The organism is Rhodobacterales bacterium HKCCA1288, assembly GCA_015693905.1.
GTDB lineage: Bacteria > Pseudomonadota > Alphaproteobacteria > Rhodobacterales > Rhodobacteraceae > M30B80.
Genome location: CP065161.1, coordinates 2,477,703 through 2,496,289, shown reverse-complemented (window position 1 = coordinate 2,496,289; position 18,587 = coordinate 2,477,703). Strand labels below are relative to the sequence as shown.

The window sequence follows — 18,587 nt, the reverse complement described above, 5'->3', positions numbered from 1 at the left end:
CCTAGCTTTCAAGCCGTTTTGCAACGCGCGCGCGGGTTTCCTCATCACAAAAGGCCGCCGCAAGCGCGGTTTGGTTTATTTCCGTGAATTCCGTCTCAGCCCACCCAAAATGCTGTTCCAAGGCCTCATATTCACGGCTCATATTGGTATGGAAAAAGGGTGGATCATCGGTTGACACGGTTACTTTGACCCCAGCCTCGCGCAGACTCGCAAGCGGGTGACTTTTCCAATTTGGGAAAACCCCAAGAAAAACATTCGACACAGGGCAGCATTCCAAAACAACACCCGTATCGGCAAGGCGTGCGACCAAGTCAGGGTCACTGATCGCCTCGACACCATGCCCGATACGGGGCGGATTATAGGCATCTAGCGTCTCGCGCACCGATTGCGCGCCCCCCCATTCGCCTGCATGAATGGTGAAGGGTAGTCCTGCCTCGGCCGCGCAATCAAAGCTCCACGAAAAATCGCGCACATGGCCAATCTTCTCGTCCCCCGCCATTCCAAAGCCGCAAATCATGCGCCCCGCCGTTTCCGCAGCACAGCGCGCGGCCCGCTTCGCCTGATCTGGCCCGAAATGACGAACCGCCGTAATCACGCCCCGCATCGTGATCCCAAAATCCCGCTCGGCGGCATCTGCGGCTTCGGTCATCGCAGAAAGATACTCGCGCCAAGCACCAATATCCCCACCGCCGCAAAAATCAGGGGACAAGAAGGTTTCGCAATAAACCACCCCATGGCCTGCTGATGCCTCAAGCACAGAGCGCGTCAGACGCGCATAATCTTCGGGCGTGGTGAGAACCGATGTTGCCGCCTCATAGACGCGCAGAAAATGCACAAAATCATGAATGTCATAACCGCCTTGCGCGGTGAAAATGCCCGATAAATCCACCTTTTTTTCGAAGGCGATCTGACGAATAAAATCAGGCTGTGCCGCCCCCTCAAGATGAAGGTGCAATTCAACCTTTTTGACGCGGGCCATATCTGACATCGCCGTTCCCCTAAAAATAATAGCCAAGCGCGGTGACCACTATGGCAAATAAGGTAGCCGCGCGCCATGAGATCACTCGCTGCGACAAGATCCGCGCGGCCAAACGCACCCCAAATAGGGCAGCGACAAAGGTCATGGCAGCATAGATGATTTGACTGTCAATCTGGCTCATAAGACAGGGCTTCCAATCTGAAGGGGGCCAAGCCCCAAATGCGCGGCGAGGCTTGCGCCAATATCGGCAAAGGCCCGAAGGCCTAGCCCTTGGGGCGCATGGTCAGGGGCCGCCACCAAAAAGGGGACACGTTCACGGGTGTGATCCCTGCCAACCCATGTGGGATCATTACCATGATCTGCTGTTAAAATCAGCATGTCACCCGGGCGCAGCGCAGCGATAATCGGCGCAATCGCTGCGTCAAACCATTCCAGCGCACCCGCATAACCCGCCACATCGCGGCGATGGCCAAAACGGGCATCAAACTCAACGAAATTGGCGATTGTGAGGCTACCATCGGGGGCGCAATCTACCGCGTGGGCCAGATGTTCCATCAGGCGGGCATCACCTCCCTTATGGCTTTCTGTGATGCCACGATGGGCGAAAATATCGCTGATTTTGCCAATGGCAATGACCGCGCGCCCTGCCTCAGATGCGTGATCCAACAAGGTTGGGTGGGGCGGCATCATCGCGTAATCGCGGCGGTTTTCAGTGCGCTCAAACGCGCCTAGGCGACCCGTAAAGGGGCGCGCGATCACCCGCCCTACCCGCATCGCGTGCAGTTGCGGTGCGATCCTTTCGCAGAGGTCATAGAGACGCTCTAGCCCAAAGACCTCTTCATGCGCGGCAATCTGAAAGACACTATCGGCGGAGGTGTAGCAAATCGGATACCCCGTTTGCAGATGTTGCGCCCCAAGGCGTTCGATGATCTCAGTCCCAGAGGCGTGGCAATTGCCCAAAATCCCCCCAACACCTGCGATAGATTGAACCGCCGCGACCAAAGCCTTAGGGAAACTGGGAACGGTAGCGGGAAAATAGTGCCAATCCCAAGGCAAGGCGCAGCCCGTCAATTCCCAATGGCCTGATGGCGTATCTTTGCCTTTGGCGGATTCTTCGGCCACGCCCCAAATGGCATTCGGTGCAGCCGATGTCAGGGGTGCAGGGCAGATGCCGCTTGCCAGATGCAAAGCGGCCCCAAGGCCTAGACGATCCAAATTCGGCACTCTCAGCGGCTGTGCCTGCGCGATATGGCCCAAGGTATTCGCGCCTGTATCGGGATGGCCCGCATTGAAATATCGGTCTGCGTCTGGTGCGCCCCCGATACCAACAGAATCCATCACCACCAAAAATCCACGCGCCATTCAGCCGATCCTTTCATGGATCAAGGCAGGGCGCGGCGGCCTTTCTTCGGAAAGGGTGAAGGCGTCTAACACGATTGCCCCCATATGTTTGGCAATCTCAGGGTCGCGCGCATGAAGGCGTAAAAGCGGGGTCGTGGGGTCGGCCAAATCACCAATCCGCTGGATGTCAGAAAGACCCACACGTTTGTCGATCTGATCCTCTGCCTGTAGGCGCCCCCCGCCAAGATGCACCACAACCTCGCCCAAGGTGCGGGCGTCAATTGCACGGATATAGCCCGTCTTTTGCGGGAAAATATCCACCGCATAGGGCGCTGCAGGCAAGCGATCTCGCCAACGTGCCACAAAATCTGTGGCGCCCCCTTGCGCCGCGACCATACGGCCAAAAACCTCGGCGGCGTGACCTTGGGTCAGCGCGTTTGTCAGTGCCATCTCACCTGCCGCCGCATCAACCGCAAGCCCCGCTTGCACCAAAACCTCACCCCCAAGGCTGATGGTTAGGCGGATCAGATCACTGTCGAGCTTTGGACTGCACAGCGCCTCCATCACCTCCATCATTTCCAAAGAATTGCCCGCTGCACGCGCAAGCGGTTGGTTCATATCGGTGACAAGCGCCGTGGTTTTACAGCCCGCGCTTTGCGCTGTATCCACCAAGGATTGAGCCAGTTGCACGGCCTCTTGCGGGGTTTGCATAAAGGCACCCGTGCCGCATTTCACGTCTAAAACCAAGGCCTCTAGCCCTGCTGCCAATTTCTTGGACAAAATAGAGGCCGTGATCAAATCAATGCTTGGCACAGTGGCGGTGATATCACGCAACCCATAAAGCCTACGATCCGCAGGGGCGATATCGGCATTGGCGCTGACAATCGCACAGCCCACTTGCCCCACAATGCGTTGCAAATCCTCAATGGCGACATCAATCTGCAAGCCCGAAATTGCCGAAAGTTTGTCCAAAGTGCCGCCCGTATGCCCCAAGCCACGCCCTGAAATCATCGGCACATAGGCCCCGCACGCCGCTAAGGCAGGGGCAAGGATCAGCGACACACAATCGCCCACCCCGCCTGTGGAATGTTTGTCGATTACAGGGCCATCCAGTGACCACCCCAAAACCGTGCCGCTTTCCAGCATCCCATGGGTCAGATGGGTGCGGTTCTCAAGGCTGAGACCGTGCAAACATACGGCCATCGCAAAGGCCCCCGCCTGCGCATCGCTGACAGTGCCATCCGCCAACCCTTCGGCAAAGGCAAACATCTCAAATTCGGTCAGAGTTTGCCCCTCTCGCAATTTTGCCAAGATGCTGCGCGGATCGGCCATGATCTGCCCTATTCCATCGCCGATTTCACAAAGGCGCCAGGCAGAATGTCCGCCATGCTCAGGATCGCCTGACCTGTGCCGCGCGTTGTGGCCATGGTGATCAGCACCTCATCTTTGCTGAATTCTCGCAATTTTTGGCGACACCCCCCACAAGGGGCGACAGGAACGGGGCTATCTGCGATCACAGCAACCTCTAGGATCTCATGACAGCCTGCGGCAATCATCGCTGAAATTGCGCCCGCCTCGGCACAGGTGCCTTGGGGATAGGCCGCGTTTTCGACATTCACCCCGTGGTAAATCTGCCCATCTGCCCCACGCAGCGCAGCACCGACTGCAAAGCCCGAATATGGGGCATAGGCGCGCGGACGGATTTCTGCGGCGGCGGCCATCAATGCGGGGTCTGGTGTCTTGGTCTGGGGCATGATCCGCACTCCTTGAATTGCGTTGCCTCAATCTGTCCTGACGAACCGATGCACGCAAGGCGAAAGAAAAAGCGGGCCCAAAGGCCCGCCCTTCATCCCGTCTCGTCAAACCCGCCTTAGGCTTTGGGGTAGCCCAAAGTTTTCAAGGCCACTGCAATCTCGTCTAAAATCGCAGGATCATCAATTGTTGCAGGCATTTTATAGCTTTCGCCATCGGCGATTTTCACCATTGTTCCACGCAAAATCTTGCCCGAACGGGTTTTGGGCAGGCGATCCACCACAACGGCCAGTTTGAACGCCGCAACGGGGCCGATTTTGTCACGCACAAGTTTCACGCATTCAGACACGACATCTGCCGCATCTTTGGTCGCCCCTTTGTTGAGACACAAAAACCCCAGAGGCATTTGCCCTTTGAGATCATCTGCCACACCGATTACCGCGCATTCAGCCACATCTGGGTGGGAGGCTAGAACCTCCTCCATCCCACCTGTCGACAAGCGGTGACCCGCCACGTTGATCACATCATCCGTGCGCGCCATGATATAAAGATACCCGTCTTCATCCTTATATCCCGCATCACCCGTCTCGTAATAGCCTTTGAAATGCTCAAGATAGGATTTGCGGAAGCGGGCTTCGGCATTCCACAACGTAGGCAAGGTTGCAGGCGGCAAGGGCAATTTAATCGCAATCGCGCCCAATTCGCCCGCAGGCACTTCATGCCCGCCCTCATCCAAAATTTGTACATCATACCCAGGCATTGGCACCGAGGGGCTGCCGATTTTGACAGGCAATTTTTCAATACCCAATGGGTTGCCACAAATGGCCCAACCCGTTTCGGTTTGCCACCAATGGTCAATCACTGGCACGCCAAGTTTTGCCTGCGCCCATTGGATTGTGTCAGGGTCGGCACGCTCGCCCGCCAAGAACAGCGATTCAAGGCTAGAGATGTCATATTTCCCAATAAAGCTGCCTTCTGGGTCTTCGCGCTTGATCGCGCGAAAGGCCGTTGGGGCGGTAAAGAGGCATTTGACCTTATGCTCATCAATCACGCGCCAGAACGTGCCTGCATCAGGCGTGCCAATAGGTTTGCCTTCAAAGACGATTGTGGTGCAGCCAAAGGTCAGAGGCGCGTAACAAATATAGGAATGCCCCACGACCCAACCCACATCAGAGGCGGCCCAAAACACCTCGCCGGGGTTCATATCGTAGAGATTGCGCATTGACCAATTCAACGCAACCAGATGGCCGCCTGTATGGCGCACAACGCCCTTTGGCTGGCCCGTTGTGCCAGAGGTGTAGAGAATATAGGCGGGGTGGTTGCCCTCTACGGGCACACAAGGCGCAGGCGCAACCCCGTGTTGGAAGCCATACCAATCGACATCGCGCCCATCGGTCAAGCTTGCCACTTCTTGCTCGCGCTGAAAGATCACGCAGAAATCTGGCTTATGGGCAGCGGCCTCGATGGCCGCATCCAAAAGTGGTTTATAATGCACCACGCGGCCCGGCTCGAGGCCACAGGAGGCGGCGATGATACATTTGGGCTGCGCATCATCAATGCGCACCGCCAATTCAGCCGCAGCAAAGCCGCCAAAGACCACCGAATGCACCGCGCCAATGCGCGCGCAGGCAAGCATCGCCTCAACCGCCTGTGGCACCATCGGCATATAGATAATGACCCGATCCCCTTTGGTCACACCTTTGGCCTGAAGGCCACCCGCCAGAAGCGCGACACGTTCTTGCAATTCTGCGTAGGAAATTTTCTGAACCGTGTTGGTGATGGGGCTGTCATAGATGATAGCGGTGCGATCCCCATGGCCTGCTGCAACATGGCGATCGACCGCGTTCCAACAACCATTCAGTTGACCATCTGCAAACCATTCATAAAGAGGCGCGTTTTCATCAGACAGCGCGTGGGATGGTTCAACATCCCAATCAATGGCAGAAGCAGCCTCCATCCAAAACCCTTCTGGGTTGGAACGGGCATACTCATAAATCTTTTGATAGCTCATGCGGGCCTCCCTTTGCTTGCGCAATTTTCTATCCCTTCAACCATAGCTTGCGCAAGAAGGTGACTTTGACGCAGGCGCGAAAACTGCGACCATGCGCCACTTTGTTTTAACGGGGGGAAGGTTAAATGAGGGGATATTGAACAGGAGCCTCCCCCATGACCATGTCCTTAAACGAAGACACAAGCCACTATATCACACGCCATGTCACCTATCGCCTGCCCGTCATCGGGCGCATCGCGCGCGAGGTGGTAGAGGGCGAAGTAGACAACAGTTTTGCCCTTATTATCATGGTTGTTTCGGCTGTTGCCTCGGCCATTCTGATTTGGGGATTCCCCGCACTGATCATCTCGGCGCTTGGGGCAACCGCATTGATGTTTCTCACACTGTTGCGCATCACCTTTGGCTAAGGCGCGGCAGTGCGCCTGTCAGCCATAGGTGGCGACAGGCGTGCCTGCGAGGGCAGAAATATTCAACAGCCCCCGCGCGGTGATTGAGGGGGTGACGATATGCGCGCGATTACCCATCCCCATAAGAATCGGCCCAACTTCGAGCCCGCCCGCCTTCATCTTTAGGATGTTCCGTGCCGCCCCAGCGGCATCAGTATTGGCAAAGACAAGCGCGTTGGCTTGCCCCTCAAGGCGCGAATTGGGGAAAATTCGGGCGCGCAGTTCGGGATCAAGCGCGCTGTCGATATGCATCTCGCCCTCATAGGCGAAATCAAGCGCCATCGCGTCCAGAATATCAAGCGCCGCGCGCATCCGCCGCCCACTATCACTGTCGAGATTGCCAAATTGACTGCCAGAACACAGCGCAATTTTTGGCGCGATGCCAAAGCGGCGCACATGACGGGCCGTGGCAATCACCGTCTCGGCGATTTGGTCTGGGGTGGGCTGCGCATGAATATGCGTATCGGCAATAAAGAGCGGCCCATCTTCCAAAATCATCAAGGACAGCGCCCCAACGGGATGTAACCCGTCACGGGCCAAAAGCTGGCTGATATATTTCAAGTGCCACAAATACTGGCCAAAGGTGCCGCAGATTAAGCTGTCTGCCTCTTCGCGATACACCATGACCGCGCCGATGGCGGTGGTGTTTGTGCGCATAATCGCACGGGCCAAATCGGGGGTCACCCCGTGACGTTCCATAACGCTGTGATAGCTGCCCCAATAATCCCGATAGCGCGGGTCATTTTCGGGGTTTACGATTTCGAAATCCACCCGCGGGCGGATGGTCAGGCCTGCCCGCTCGGCCCGCATTTCAATCACATCGGGACGACCGATAAGAATGGGGGTGTCTGTGGTTTCCTCAAGCATGGCTTGGGCCGCACGCAAAACGCGCTCATCCTCGCCTTCTGCGAAAGCGATACGGCGGGTCGTGGTGGCCGCTGCAGCAAAGACAGGGCGCATGATAAGCGCAGAGCGGAACACCGCCTGATTAAGTTTGGCGCGATAGGCGGCGATGTCATCAATGGGCCGCTTCGCCACACCCGAACTCATAGCCGCCTCGGCCACGGCACTGGCCACCACACCCATCAGGCGCGGGTCAAATGGCTTGGGGATCAGATAGTCAGGGCCAAAGGTCAGCTGCTCGCCCTTATAGGCCGCCGCAGCTTCGGCACTGGTGGTTGCGCGCGCCAATGCGGCGATGCCTTCAATACAGGCAATTTGCATCGCGTCATTGATTTCGCTTGCGCCGACATCCAAAGCGCCGCGGAAGATGAACGGAAAGCATAAGACGTTGTTCACCTGATTGGGAAAATCTGACCGCCCCGTGGCAATGATCGCGTCCGGCTTTACCGCGCGCACATCATCGGGGGTGATTTCTGGGTTCGGGTTCGCCAGGGCAAAGACCACAGGACGATCCGCCATGCGCGAAACCATCTCGCGCGTTAAAACACCCGGGCCAGACAGGCCAAGGAACAAATCCGCCCCCTCGATCACATCGCTTAAGGAAGCAGGACTGGCCCCTTGGGCATATTCGGCTTTTTGCGGTGTCATTCCCGCCTCACGGCCCCGATAGACCAGACCATCCAAATCGCAGAGCCAAACATTCTCACGCTTGAGGCCCAGTTTCAGCAGCATATTGAGGCAGGCAATCCCCGCCGCACCGCCGCCCGTAGACACGACCTTGATATCGGCAAAGGATTTCCCCGCAAGACGCAGCGCATTGGTTGCGGCCGCGCCCACGACAATCGCCGTTCCATGTTGGTCGTCATGGAAAACGGGAATATTCATTCGCTCACGGCACAGTTTTTCTACGATAAAACAATCTGGCGCTTTGATATCCTCAAGATTGATTGCGCCAAAGGTTGGCTCAAGCGCGCAAACAATATCCGCCAATTTCTCGGGATCGCTCTCGTTCAATTCAATGTCAAAGCAGTCGATGCCGGCGAATTTCTTGAAAAGAACCGCCTTCCCCTCCATCACAGGCTTAGAGGCGAGTGCGCCAATATTGCCAAGACCTAGCACAGCCGTGCCATTGGTCACCACGGCGACAAGGTTGCCGCGTCCTGTATAGCTTTCGGCATGGGCGGGGTCTGCTTTGATTTCAAGGCAGGCTTCAGCAACGCCGGGGCTATAGGCCAAGGACAGGTCGCGCCCATTCGCCAAAGGCTTGGTCGCGCGCACCTCCAATTTCCCTGGTTTCGGGCCTGCATGATAGGCAAGCGCGCGCTGGCGCAAACTGTCGTTGCTGTCTTCAGTCATGATCTATTCCCAATCGGCTATGGTCGCCAAACGGCCGCAAACGGCCACCCTCCACAATTAGTTTAACGTTAAACTATCGCCGAGGAAAGGGCAAATCCCGTTTGGATTACACGAATTGCTCGCGCAAAAGCCGCTCTTCCAAACCATGGCCTGGATCGAACAGGATACGATGGGTCACGTCTTGCGCGCTGGATATCTCTACATGGGTGACGTTGTTCACCGAAACGCTGTCGGCATCTGCCATCACAGGGCGGTGGTCAGGATCGACCACTTCGAAAATCACATTGGATGATTTATTGAGCAGCGCCCCCCGCCACCTGCGCGGACGAAAGGCCGCCACGGCGGTCATCGCCAAAACATCTGCACCAATGGGCAAAATCGGGCCATGCGCGGAATAGTTATAGGCGGTCGAGCCTGCAGGCGTGCATAACAGCGCGCCATCGCAGACCAGTTCTTGCATGCGCAGCTTTCCATCAACATGGATGCGCAGCTTGGCGGCTTGGGGGCCTGCGCGCAGCAAACTGACCTCATTGATCGCCAAAGCCTCGATTGTTTCGCCTGTCGCGCGCCGCGCCTTCATCCGCAACGGGTTGATCTGCGCCTCCTCCGCCGCAGTGAGGCGGGCCATCAAACCATCGGCAGAATATTCATTCATCAAAAAGCCGACCGTGCCACGGTTCATTCCATAGACCGGACGATTGAGCGGTTGGGTTTCGTGCAAGGTCGACAGCATAAAGCCATCCCCGCCAAGCGCCACGATGATATCGGCCTCCTGAGGCGTTGATTGGCCATAAGCCGCGCTCAATTCCGCAAGGGCGGCCTGCGCCATCCGCGCCCGCGAGGCCAAAAAGGCTATTTTCAAATCTTTGCTCATCTGCGCGACCTTTGCGAGACAGGGGTGATGCCATCCTGTTCCCTGCCATGCCGAAACACAAGACCCCGCAAAACAGTGCAAATTTGCCCGCCTTGCAGGGCGGCAGGGCGCGACTCTCTGTCGAATTGCCGCTTTCGCCCTTTTCCAAAGGGCTGTTCTGCCCTAAACCCCATGCGATAGACAGCGCCCGCGCGTCACCCAACAAAACGCGCCCCCGATGTAAGGAGCCCTCACTATGACTGCGCCCCACCGTGACGATGGATTTTTCACCGAAGCCCTCAGCACCCGTGACCCTGAAATCTTTGGCGCGATTACCAAAGAGTTCGGTCGTCAAAGCGAAGAGATCGAATTGATCGCCTCCGAAAACATCGTCTCGGCTGCTGTGATGGCTGCGCAAGGCTCGGTGATGACCAATAAATATGCCGAAGGTTATCCTGGTCGGCGGTATTATGGCGGCTGCGATTATGTCGATATCGCAGAAAACCTTGCGATTGAGCGGGCCTGCAAATTGTTTGACTGTGCGCATGCCAATGTGCAGCCCAATTCAGGCAGCCAAGCGAACCAAGGGGTTTTCACAGCTCTTTTGACGCCTGGCGATACCATCTTGGGTATGAGCCTTGATGCAGGCGGCCACCTGACCCATGGCGCCAAGCCCAACCAATCGGGCAAGTGGTTTAACGCCATCCAATACGGTGTGCGCAAGCAGGACATGGAAATCGACTATGACGCGATTGCCGAACTTGCGGCTGAACATAAGCCCAAAATGCTGATTGCGGGCGGCTCGGCCATTCCGCGTGTCATTGATTTTGCAAAAATGCGTGAGATTGCTGACAGTGTCGGGGCCTATCTTTTGGTCGACATGGCGCATTTCGCGGGACTTGTGGCATCGGGTCATTACCCCTCGCCTTTCCCGCATGCGCATGTTGCAACCACCACCACGCATAAAACCCTGCGCGGGCCACGCGGTGGGATGATCCTGACAAATGACGAAGATATCGCCAAGAAGGTCAATTCTGCCATCTTCCCTGGCATCCAAGGCGGGCCGTTGATGCATGTGATCGCCGCCAAGGCCGTGGCCTTTGGTGAGGCGCTGCGCCCTGAATTCAAAGCCTACCAGACCCAAGTGATTGCCAATGCCAAGGCGCTGGCGGATCAGCTGATGAAGGGCGGCTTGGATATCGTCACAGGCGGCACAGATACGCATTTGATGTTGGTTGACCTGCGCCCCAAAGGCGTAAAAGGCAACGCCACTGAAAAGGCGCTTGGCCGTGCCAACATCACCTGCAACAAAAACGGCATCCCGTTTGACACCGAAAAGCCGATGATCACCTCAGGCGTGCGTTTGGGAACACCTGCGGCCACAACCCGTGGCTTTACCGAGACCGAATTCCGCCAAGTTGCAGATTGGATCGTTGAAGTGGTCGATGGCTTGGCCGCGAATGGTGAGGACGGCAATGGCGCCGTAGAGGCAAAAGTTGCCGCAGAGGTAAAGGCACTCTGCCAGCGCTTCCCCATCTACCCAAGCATCTGACAGCGCCTATAAAATTATAATATCACGCGGGGCGGGGTTTGTTAAAAACTCCGCCCCGTTTTCTGTCAGGACAATATTTTCTTCGGCGACCAGTATCCGCCCCTGCCCTAGATCAACAGATGGCTCAAGCGTGAGAACCATACCCGCAGGCAGCATTGTCTGATCGTGCGGTGTCAGGGATGGCCATTCAGTCAGCGTCACGCCCAACCCGTGCCCTAAGCGACCACCACAAGGCGTGCCGCCGTGCGCCGTAATTTCGCGGCATAGCATCGCGTGCAGGTCTGAGGCGCGTATATTCGGCGCAACCCCCTCCATCACCGCATGGATCGCATCTTGTAAAATCTGATGCCCGCGGGCCGCCTCAGGGCTTGGGGTGCCGATGGCAAAATTGCGATCAAAGTCACAAAAATAGCCGTCTTTCACCGCGCCTGTATCAAGCATCAAAATATCGCCACTGTGCAGGGGTGTCGGCGCGGCAGGTGAGATCACATCACCATAGCTCCCCTCGCCCGCGCCCCCTGCGACATAGGACACCCAGTCGGCCCCCTCCTCGAGCAGCAGGATTTGAAAGGCCCGAAACACCGCGTCTAAGGGCGTGCCAACACGGGCAATTTCATCAACGCGGGCAAAGGCACGATTACCAATGGCGCAGGCGGCGCGCAATTTTTCAATCTCAAGCGCTGATTTTATCTCGCGGGTGCGGTGCATGATATCTGTCGCATCCACAAAACTGCGGGGGGCGAGACGGGTTTGCAGCGCAAAGAAATCCCCCAAAGGCATCCGCAGCTGCGTCTCTAGGCCCATGGCCACACCAATCTTTCCGTCTTTGGATGTGACGTCACATAAGGCCTCAGCCAACAAGCTGACCCCATCATCTTCGGGGCGCGGCGCGGGCCATGTGCGGATATCGGAGATCACCGATTGCCCCATAAGATAGGCCCCAATCTCGGGGATCACGGCGATTGGGGTGCCTGTGGCGGGGATCACCACAAACCAAGGCCGGGCGGGACTTTCCCAAAAGCGGGTGAGAAAACCCGTAACATAGAAAATATCCGCGGCTTGGGTCAGCAAAATGGCATCTAGGCCTGCGGCCTGTAGGCGGGCCTGAATCGCGCTATGACGGCGGTGATATTCAGAGGGCGGGAACAGGTCAGACATCCTCTGGCCCTTCGCTCAACACACAAAGAACCCGCGCATCGGGTGGGAAGTCATAGCCAAGATAGGCCGCAGCAATCACGCCCGCGGCGCCCGATGGCGTGGAGGCAAGCCCCGCCTCGGTCAAGCGCGCGACGCCCGAGGCCGCTTGACCATCTGAGATCGTCAAAAATTGATCCGCATCGCGCGCCAGCCCCGCAAGCGCCACAAGCGAGGCGGTTTTGCAATCAAGCCGTCCCATGATTGAGACAGGGCCGTGGCTGTCGACCACATGACCCGCGGCAATCGCATCTTGCAGGGCGGGGGCTGCGTCAGGCTCGACCACGATAATCTGCGGGGTCTGCCCCCATGTGGCGCGCGCATGGGCGGCCAAGGCCCCTGCCATGCCACCCACACCTGCTTGCAAGAAAATATGGGTTGGGGGGCTGTCCAGTGCTTCGGCCATTTCCGCCCCGATTTGCAAATACCCCTCCATCACGAGATAGCCTTGGGTCATCTCACCCGCCCATGTGCTATCGGGCAAAAGCGTGCCTTCCCCCGCCGCGGCTGCAGCCTCGGCGGCCTTCATGCTTTCCTCATAGGTTGCCCCTGCACGGCGCGGCTCCGCCCCTTGCGCGCGCAGACGATTGGCAAAAGCCTCAGGGACAGTGTCAGACAGATAGATTATGGCACGCGCGCCAAAGACCCGCGCGCCTGCCGCAACAGACAGACCATGATTGCCCGCACTTGCGGCGATAAACGCGCGGCCTGTCAGGGCCGTGCTGTAGTCAGTGGCCCCATTTTCCATGGCTGCGCGCGCAGCGCGGGCGATGACATAGGCCGCGCCCAAGGCTTTGAAGCTTCCAAGCCCCATACGCGCGCGCTCATCTTTAACGAAAAACGCGGCTGTGCCTGCCGCTTTGGCCAAATCATCGCGCACCAAAAGGGGCGTGGGCGCATAAGCGGGGCACTGTTCCAATAGGGCCTGAACGGGGCTTGCATCCTGACTGGGAAAGCACTGCAAATCAGGCAGACCCGCCCCGCGATAAGGATTCTCGTGGATCGCGGTTGGGTGCAAGGCTGTGTCTTCCATGGCGCAATGTCCCTTTTCTAATCGCACCAAGCCTAAGACCAGTTTATCGGTGCTTTCGTGTTCCCCGCGTCACTCTAACCACAAAAACCGCCAATTTGCCAAATGGCAAAGGCCTGAGCACGCAAACAAGGCTAGACCCAAGCCGATTGGCGCGCTATCGCAAGATCATGCGATATATCACGCCCCTTTTGCTGGTCTTGCCTCTCGCGCTGTCTGCTTGCAGCGCACAGAACACCGCGCGCCAAGATCTGCGCGCCGCAAGTTACCCCGCGCTTTTGCCGCTTGGCGCGCTTGAAGTTGAGGGGGTGCGTGACCCGACCCGCGCCGAGACACCAAGCACCGCTGAGGCCACTGTTGGGGAATTGTCCGAGCGCGCAGAAGACATGCGCCGCCGCGCCGCTGCCTTGGCCAACGCGCCACTCAATTAAATCCGTGTGGAATAGTTGCCCTGCCTGCGTTGCACCTCGCATTGGAAGGGGCTAACAGGGGTTCAACTTAAGAATGTGCGCCTTGCGCATAAGTATTTGGAGGTTCGGGATCATGGAACGCCCTTTGCGTCTTGCAATCGCAGGTCTTGGCACCGTTGGCACAGGTGTCATCAAGATGATTCAGAACAATGGCGCGCTCATTGAAGCCCGCACAGGGCGCAAGGTCACCATTTCCGCCGTAAGCGCCCGCAGCCGTGACAAAGATCGCGGCGTGAATCTGGCGAAATACGCATGGGAGGATGATCCCGTGGCACTGGCCAAGCGCGAGGATGTGGATGTCTTTGTTGAACTGATGGGCGGCTCGGATGGCCCTGCCAAGGCCGCGACCGAGGCCGCGATTGCCGCAGGCAAAGATGTTGTTACGGCCAATAAGGCGCTTTTGGCCTTGCATGGGCAAGAATTGGCCGAAGCGGCAGAGGATAAGAACCTTGTCCTGCGCTTTGAGGCTGCAGTGGCGGGTGGCATCCCAATTATCAAATCCTTGACCGAAGGTTTGGCAGGCAACCAGATCACCCGCGTGATGGGCGTGATGAACGGAACCTGCAACTACATCCTCACGCGGATGGAAAATGCAGGCCTCACCTATGAGGAGGCCTTTGCCGAAGCCGATGGTCTTGGCTATTTGGAGGCGGATCCACAGCTTGATGTGGGCGGCATTGATGCGGGTCATAAATTGGCGCTTCTGTCCTCTATCGCCTTTGGCACAAAGGTTGATTTTGACGGCATGCGCCTTGAGGGGATCGGCGCTGTCACCATCGAAGATATCAAGCGCGCGGCTGATCTGGGGTTCAAGATCAAACTTTTGGGCGTGGCGCGGATGACGGGCCGTGGCCTAGAGCAGCGCATGAGCCCTTGCCTTGTTCCCGCCTCCTCCCCCTTGGGGCAGCTTGAGGGCGGAACGAATATGGTGGTGGTCGAAGGCGACCATGTTGGTCAAATCGTGCTGCGCGGCGCGGGTGCAGGCGAAGGCCCAACCGCCAGCGCGGTGCTGTCTGATATTTGCGACATTGCGCGCGGCATACGGGTTGCGACCTTTGGCCAACCTGCAAAAACCCTCAAGGCAGCCCCACCTGCATCAGCAGCTTCGGCGGCCTGCTACTATATCCGCATGACCTTGACCGACAAACCAGGCGCTTTGGCAAAAATTGCCACAGTTTTGGGCGATAATGGCATTTCTATTGATCGGATGCGCCAATATGATCACCCAGACGAGGCCGCGCCTGTTTTGATTGTGACCCACAAAGCCGCACAGCCCGCGTTGCAAGAGGCGCTTGCCGCCCTGCCGCAGACGGGTGTGCTGATGAGCCCCCCTGTCGCCCTGCGCATCGAAGACGTCTGAAAGAAAGGCCATACCGCCCATGTCGCAAAAATCCGATTTCAATGATCGTATGCTCTCTTTGGGCTTGGCCCGTGTTTCTGAAGCGGCGGCGATTGCCTCGGCAGATCTTATTGGCCGCGGCGATGAAAAGGCCGCCGACCAAGCCGCGGTAAACGCCATGCGCGAGCAGTTGAACCTGCTTGATATCCAAGGTGTGGTTGTCATCGGTGAGGGCGAACGGGACGAGGCCCCCATGCTGTATATCGGCGAAGAGGTCGGCACAGGAACTGGCCCCGCAGTTGATATTGCGCTTGATCCCCTAGAAGGGACAACCCTGACCGCAAAGGATATGCCTAACGCCCTGACAGTGATTGCGATGGGGCCACGTGGCTCCATGTTGCACGCCCCCGACACTTATATGGATAAGCTTGCCATTGGGCCGGGCTATCCTGAGGGCGTCCTTAATTTGGATATGACCCCTGCAGAACGTGTCATGGCCTTGGCCAAAGCACGCGGATGCAGCCCAAATGACATTACAGTTTGTGTTCTCGAACGCCCCCGCCATGAGGCGATGATTGCAGAAATTCGCGGCACAGGCGCCTCAATTCGTTTGATTACGGATGGTGATGTCGCGGGGGTGATCCATACGGCAGAGGCCAATCTGACAGGGATCGATATGTATATGGGCCAAGGCGGCGCACCCGAAGGGGTGTTGGCCGCAGCGGCCCTGAAATGCATGGGTGGTCAGATGTGGGGCCGCTTGGTGTTCCGCAATGACGATGAACGCGCCCGCGCCACTAAGGCAGGCATCAGCGATTTTGACCGCGTCTACACACGCGATGAAATGGTGACCGAAGATGTGATCTTCGCGGCAACAGGCGTGACCTCGGGCTCAATCCTGTCGGGGATCAAGCGCGAACCTGGATGGCTGACCACCGAAACAATCTTGATGCGTTCGAAAACAGGGTCGATCCGCCGAATGAGCTATCGCCACCCGACCCAACGGAGCGTTGAATGACGCAGGGACTGATCCTGATTGATTTTCAAAAAGGCTTCGAAGCCCCAATATGGGGGCAGCGCAACAATAAGGATGCAGAAACAAACGCCGCAGGGCTGCTTGCAGCATGGCGCGCGGGCCATGCGCCTGTCGTGCATGTGCGCCACGCCTCTACGCAGGCGGGCAGCCCCCTTGCCAAAGGCAGTGCAGGCTTTGCCTTTATGGATGCGCTTGCCCCCAAAGGCGATGAGCCTGTGTTTGAGAAATCCGTGAATTCCGCATTTATCGGCACGGGACTTGAGGCATATCTTCGCGATCAAAGCATAAAGGCGGTTGTTATTGCAGGGCTAACCACGCCTCATTGCGTCTCAACCAGCGCCCGCATGGCTGCCAATTTGGGTTTCGATGTTATCCTTGCACATGATGCCTGTGCGACCTTCGCGCGCAATGGGGATATGTCGTGGTCTGACGCAAGCATGGCGATTGACCCTGAAACCAGCCACCAGATCGCGGTTGCGCATTTGCATGGCGAATTTGTCCGCGCGCAATCTTGTGACGAAATCCTGAAAAGCCTGTGATGAATGATGATCTCGCACACCCCCTCTGCCTTGATGTCGGCCTGTCACTCGGCCAAAAACGATGGATCGCGCCCGCCTCTGAGGTGATGCGCCACGCCGCCGCCATCAAACGCGAGGCAGACCTGCCCGAGGCGGTAGCGATCTTGTTGGCACAGCGGGGCGTTTTGCCGGAACATGCAAAGGCGTTTTTAACCCCTGCTTTGCGCGACCTCCTGCCTGACCCGCGCAATTTGCGCGATATGGACAAGGCCGCCGCGCGCATCTTGGATGCCCTGACCGCGCGCCAAAAAATTGCAATTTTCGCAGATTATGATGTCGATGGCGGCAGTTCGGCTGCGCTATTGGTCGATTGGCTGCGCCAAATGGGCCACAGTGCGACCCTCTATGTGCCTGATAGAATTGACGAAGGCTATGGCCCGAACATCCCCGCAATGCAGGAGTTGGGCGCGACACATGATCTGATCATCTGTGTGGATTGTGGGACATTGTCCCATGAACCGATTGCGGCAGCGGGCTGCGATGTTGTTGTTCTCGATCACCATTTGGGCGGTGCAGATTTACCAACCTGCGTGGCCGTGGTGAACCCAAACCGCCAAGACGAGACAGGCGACTTAGGCCATCTCTGCGCCGCTGCGGTGGTCTTCTTGGTGTTGGTCGAGATGAACCGCCGCCTGCGCGAGGATCATGCCACAACCGGCCCCGACCTTATGGCGATGCTGGATCTTGTGGCGCTTGCCACTGTAGCGGATGTGGCGCCCCTCGTGGGGGTGAACCGTGCCTTTGTGCGACAAGGTCTGACGGTTATGGCGCGGCGCGCGCGGGCGGGGCTTGTGGCGCTGTGCGATGTGGCGCGCCTTGATCGCGCGCCAAACGCCTATCATTTGGGCTTTGTCCTTGGGCCACGGGTCAATGCGGGCGGGCGCATCGGTGAGGCAGATCTCGGCGCGAGGCTGTTATGCGAAACCGATCCGCAGAAGGCCCAAGCGATGGCAACCCGCCTCGAAAGCCTGAACACCGACCGCCGCGAGATTGAAGCCGCTGTGCGGGAGGCTGCCCTTGCCCAAGCCGAAGCGCGTGGTCTGGATGCCCCGCTTGTGTGGGCCGCAGGCGATGGGTGGCACGCAGGCGTGGTGGGCATTGTTGCAAGCCGCCTGAAGGAGACAGCAAACCGCCCCTCTATCGTCATCGGTTTTGACGGGGATGCGGGCAAAGGGTCGGGGCGTTCGGTTGCAGGTGTTGATCTGGGGGCTGCAATCCAAAAGCTTGCCGCAGAAGGGCTGATTGAAAAGGGCGGCGGGCATAAGATGGCCGCAGGTCTAAGCCTTCATCGTGCGCAACTCGAGCCTGCAATGGCGCGCCTATCTGATCTGTTGGCCCGCCAAGGCGCGGGCGAGAGCACATATCAGGATTTGAGGGTTGATGCCGTGATCCTGCCCTCAGGTGCTACACCTGACTTGCTCGAGATGTTGGAGCAGGCAGGGCCATTCGGCGCTTCTGCCCCTGCCCCGCGTTTTGCGCTGCCAAGCCTAAGGATTAGTTTCACGAAACCTGTGGGCGAGGCGCATCTGAAATTCACCGCCACCGATGGCGGGCCCGTTGCCATGGAGGGCATCGCCTTTGGCGCGATGGACGGCCCGCTTGGCCCCGCCTTGCAAGAGGCGCAGCGATCGGGGCGGAAAATGCATTTGGCGGGGCGTCTTGAATTAAACCATTGGCAGGGCCGCACCAAAGTGCAACTGCGCCTTGAGGATGCCGCATGGGCGGAGGGCGCGCCGAGCTAAGCCCC

The 18,587-nt window shown here is 57.9% G+C and carries 17 protein-coding genes; 7 read left to right on the top strand and 10 right to left on the bottom strand.

Features of this window, described 5'->3' with window-relative positions; all coding sequences use genetic code 11:
• Window position 1: 1 nt before the first annotated feature.
• The 6 genes from I3V23_12280 to I3V23_12255 form a co-directional block, all read right to left on the bottom strand.
• Window positions 2-988 carry an adenosine deaminase gene (locus I3V23_12280; protein ID QPI85305.1) on the bottom strand — a complete coding sequence of 329 codons (987 nt, stop codon included), beginning with the start codon at window positions 986-988 and terminating at the stop codon, window positions 2-4.
• Window positions 989-998: 10 nt separating this feature from the next.
• Window positions 999-1,160 (bottom strand): hypothetical protein, encoded by a 162-nt coding sequence (locus I3V23_12275; GenBank protein QPI85304.1) that lies wholly within the window; start codon window positions 1,158-1,160, stop codon window positions 999-1,001.
• A complete protein-coding gene (locus I3V23_12270; GenBank protein QPI85303.1) occupies window positions 1,157-2,341 on the bottom strand; it encodes a phosphopentomutase in 1,185 nt (394 codons plus the stop codon). The genes I3V23_12275 and I3V23_12270 overlap by 4 nt, the downstream gene beginning before the upstream one ends.
• The gene (locus tag I3V23_12265) at window positions 2,342-3,652 is read right to left on the bottom strand and encodes a thymidine phosphorylase (protein ID QPI85302.1); all 1,311 of its coding nucleotides are present in this window, start codon (window positions 3,650-3,652) and stop codon (window positions 2,342-2,344) included.
• 8 nt (window positions 3,653-3,660) lie between these two features.
• Window positions 3,661-4,074 (bottom strand): cytidine deaminase, encoded by a 414-nt coding sequence (locus I3V23_12260; GenBank protein QPI85301.1) that lies wholly within the window; start codon window positions 4,072-4,074, stop codon window positions 3,661-3,663.
• Window positions 4,075-4,190: 116 nt separating this feature from the next.
• The gene (locus tag I3V23_12255) at window positions 4,191-6,083 is read right to left on the bottom strand and encodes a propionyl-CoA synthetase (GenBank protein ID QPI85300.1); all 1,893 of its coding nucleotides are present in this window, start codon (window positions 6,081-6,083) and stop codon (window positions 4,191-4,193) included.
• A gap of 155 nt (window positions 6,084-6,238) precedes the next feature.
• Between I3V23_12255 and I3V23_12250 the strand changes: the two genes are divergently transcribed.
• Entirely contained in the window at window positions 6,239-6,490 is a 252-nt protein-coding gene (locus I3V23_12250; protein QPI85299.1) for a hypothetical protein, read from the top strand.
• A gap of 18 nt (window positions 6,491-6,508) precedes the next feature.
• On the opposite strand, the gene I3V23_12245 is transcribed toward I3V23_12250, so the two are convergent.
• Window positions 6,509-8,788, bottom strand: a complete 2,280-nt coding sequence (locus I3V23_12245; GenBank protein QPI85298.1) for an NADP-dependent malic enzyme — start codon at window positions 8,786-8,788, stop codon at window positions 6,509-6,511.
• A 106-nt stretch (window positions 8,789-8,894) separates the two neighbouring features.
• Window positions 8,895-9,662 (bottom strand): NAD kinase, encoded by a 768-nt coding sequence (locus I3V23_12240; protein ID QPI85297.1) that lies wholly within the window; start codon window positions 9,660-9,662, stop codon window positions 8,895-8,897.
• A 235-nt stretch (window positions 9,663-9,897) separates the two neighbouring features.
• On the opposite strand from I3V23_12240, the gene I3V23_12235 reads away from it, so the two are divergent.
• Window positions 9,898-11,193, top strand: coding sequence for a serine hydroxymethyltransferase (locus I3V23_12235; GenBank protein QPI85296.1), 1,296 nt, complete (start codon window positions 9,898-9,900; stop codon window positions 11,191-11,193).
• A gap of 6 nt (window positions 11,194-11,199) precedes the next feature.
• On the opposite strand, the gene I3V23_12230 is transcribed toward I3V23_12235, so the two are convergent.
• Together I3V23_12230 and I3V23_12225 are read right to left on the bottom strand one after the other, a co-directional pair.
• Window positions 11,200-12,351, bottom strand: a complete 1,152-nt coding sequence (locus tag I3V23_12230; protein ID QPI85295.1) for an aminopeptidase P family protein — start codon at window positions 12,349-12,351, stop codon at window positions 11,200-11,202.
• Window positions 12,344-13,420, bottom strand: coding sequence for a pyridoxal-phosphate dependent enzyme (locus I3V23_12225; protein ID QPI85294.1), 1,077 nt, complete (start codon window positions 13,418-13,420; stop codon window positions 12,344-12,346). Before I3V23_12225 ends, I3V23_12230 begins: the two co-directional genes overlap by 8 nt.
• Before the next feature lie 95 nt (window positions 13,421-13,515).
• Here I3V23_12225 and I3V23_12220 point away from each other — a divergent pair, with 95 nt between their 5' ends.
• The 5 genes from I3V23_12220 to recJ all read left to right on the top strand — a co-directional run bounded on the left by I3V23_12220 (window position 13,516) and on the right by recJ (window position 18,582).
• Window positions 13,516-13,848: a hypothetical protein gene (locus I3V23_12220; protein ID QPI85293.1), complete on the top strand. Its 333-nt coding sequence runs from the start codon at window positions 13,516-13,518 to the stop codon at window positions 13,846-13,848.
• Window positions 13,849-13,960: 112 nt separating this feature from the next.
• On the top strand, window positions 13,961-15,247 hold the full coding sequence (locus tag I3V23_12215; protein QPI85292.1) for a homoserine dehydrogenase: 1,287 nt from the start codon (window positions 13,961-13,963) through the stop codon (window positions 15,245-15,247).
• Window positions 15,248-15,266: 19 nt separating this feature from the next.
• The gene (glpX, locus tag I3V23_12210; GenBank protein ID QPI85291.1) at window positions 15,267-16,244 is read left to right on the top strand and encodes a class II fructose-bisphosphatase; all 978 of its coding nucleotides are present in this window, start codon (window positions 15,267-15,269) and stop codon (window positions 16,242-16,244) included.
• A complete protein-coding gene (locus tag I3V23_12205) occupies window positions 16,241-16,801 on the top strand; it encodes a cysteine hydrolase (protein ID QPI85290.1) in 561 nt (186 codons plus the stop codon). The genes glpX and I3V23_12205 overlap by 4 nt, the downstream gene beginning before the upstream one ends.
• A complete protein-coding gene (gene recJ / locus I3V23_12200) occupies window positions 16,801-18,582 on the top strand; it encodes a single-stranded-DNA-specific exonuclease RecJ (GenBank protein ID QPI85289.1) in 1,782 nt (593 codons plus the stop codon). Before I3V23_12205 ends, recJ begins: the two co-directional genes overlap by 1 nt.
• The last annotated feature ends 5 nt before the right edge of the window (window positions 18,583-18,587 follow it).

Excerpts from the sequence above, each read along its gene's own strand:
- I3V23_12215 (QPI85292.1), top strand. The coding sequence starts at position 13,961 with ATGGAACGCCCTTTGCGTCTTGCAATCGCAGGTCTTGGCACCGTTGGC.
- I3V23_12245 (QPI85298.1), bottom strand. The coding sequence starts at position 8,788 with ATGACTGAAGACAGCAACGACAGTTTGCGCCAGCGCGCGCTTGCCTAT.
- I3V23_12205 (QPI85290.1), top strand. The coding sequence starts at position 16,241 with ATGACGCAGGGACTGATCCTGATTGATTTTCAAAAAGGCTTCGAAGCC.
- I3V23_12255 (QPI85300.1), bottom strand. The coding sequence starts at position 6,083 with ATGAGCTATCAAAAGATTTATGAGTATGCCCGTTCCAACCCAGAAGGG.
- I3V23_12230 (QPI85295.1), bottom strand. The coding sequence starts at position 12,351 with ATGTCTGACCTGTTCCCGCCCTCTGAATATCACCGCCGTCATAGCGCG.
- I3V23_12240 (QPI85297.1), bottom strand. The coding sequence starts at position 9,662 with ATGAGCAAAGATTTGAAAATAGCCTTTTTGGCCTCGCGGGCGCGGATG.
- I3V23_12225 (QPI85294.1), bottom strand. The coding sequence starts at position 13,420 with ATGGAAGACACAGCCTTGCACCCAACCGCGATCCACGAGAATCCTTAT.
- I3V23_12270 (QPI85303.1), bottom strand. The coding sequence starts at position 2,341 with ATGGCGCGTGGATTTTTGGTGGTGATGGATTCTGTTGGTATCGGGGGC.
- I3V23_12275 (QPI85304.1), bottom strand. The coding sequence starts at position 1,160 with ATGAGCCAGATTGACAGTCAAATCATCTATGCTGCCATGACCTTTGTC.
- glpX (QPI85291.1), top strand. The coding sequence starts at position 15,267 with ATGTCGCAAAAATCCGATTTCAATGATCGTATGCTCTCTTTGGGCTTG.
- I3V23_12250 (QPI85299.1), top strand. The coding sequence starts at position 6,239 with ATGACCATGTCCTTAAACGAAGACACAAGCCACTATATCACACGCCAT.
- I3V23_12280 (QPI85305.1), bottom strand. The coding sequence starts at position 988 with ATGTCAGATATGGCCCGCGTCAAAAAGGTTGAATTGCACCTTCATCTT.
- recJ (QPI85289.1), top strand. The coding sequence starts at position 16,801 with ATGAATGATGATCTCGCACACCCCCTCTGCCTTGATGTCGGCCTGTCA.
- I3V23_12265 (QPI85302.1), bottom strand. The coding sequence starts at position 3,652 with ATGGCCGATCCGCGCAGCATCTTGGCAAAATTGCGAGAGGGGCAAACT.
- I3V23_12235 (QPI85296.1), top strand. The coding sequence starts at position 9,898 with ATGACTGCGCCCCACCGTGACGATGGATTTTTCACCGAAGCCCTCAGC.
- I3V23_12260 (QPI85301.1), bottom strand. The coding sequence starts at position 4,074 with ATGCCCCAGACCAAGACACCAGACCCCGCATTGATGGCCGCCGCCGCA.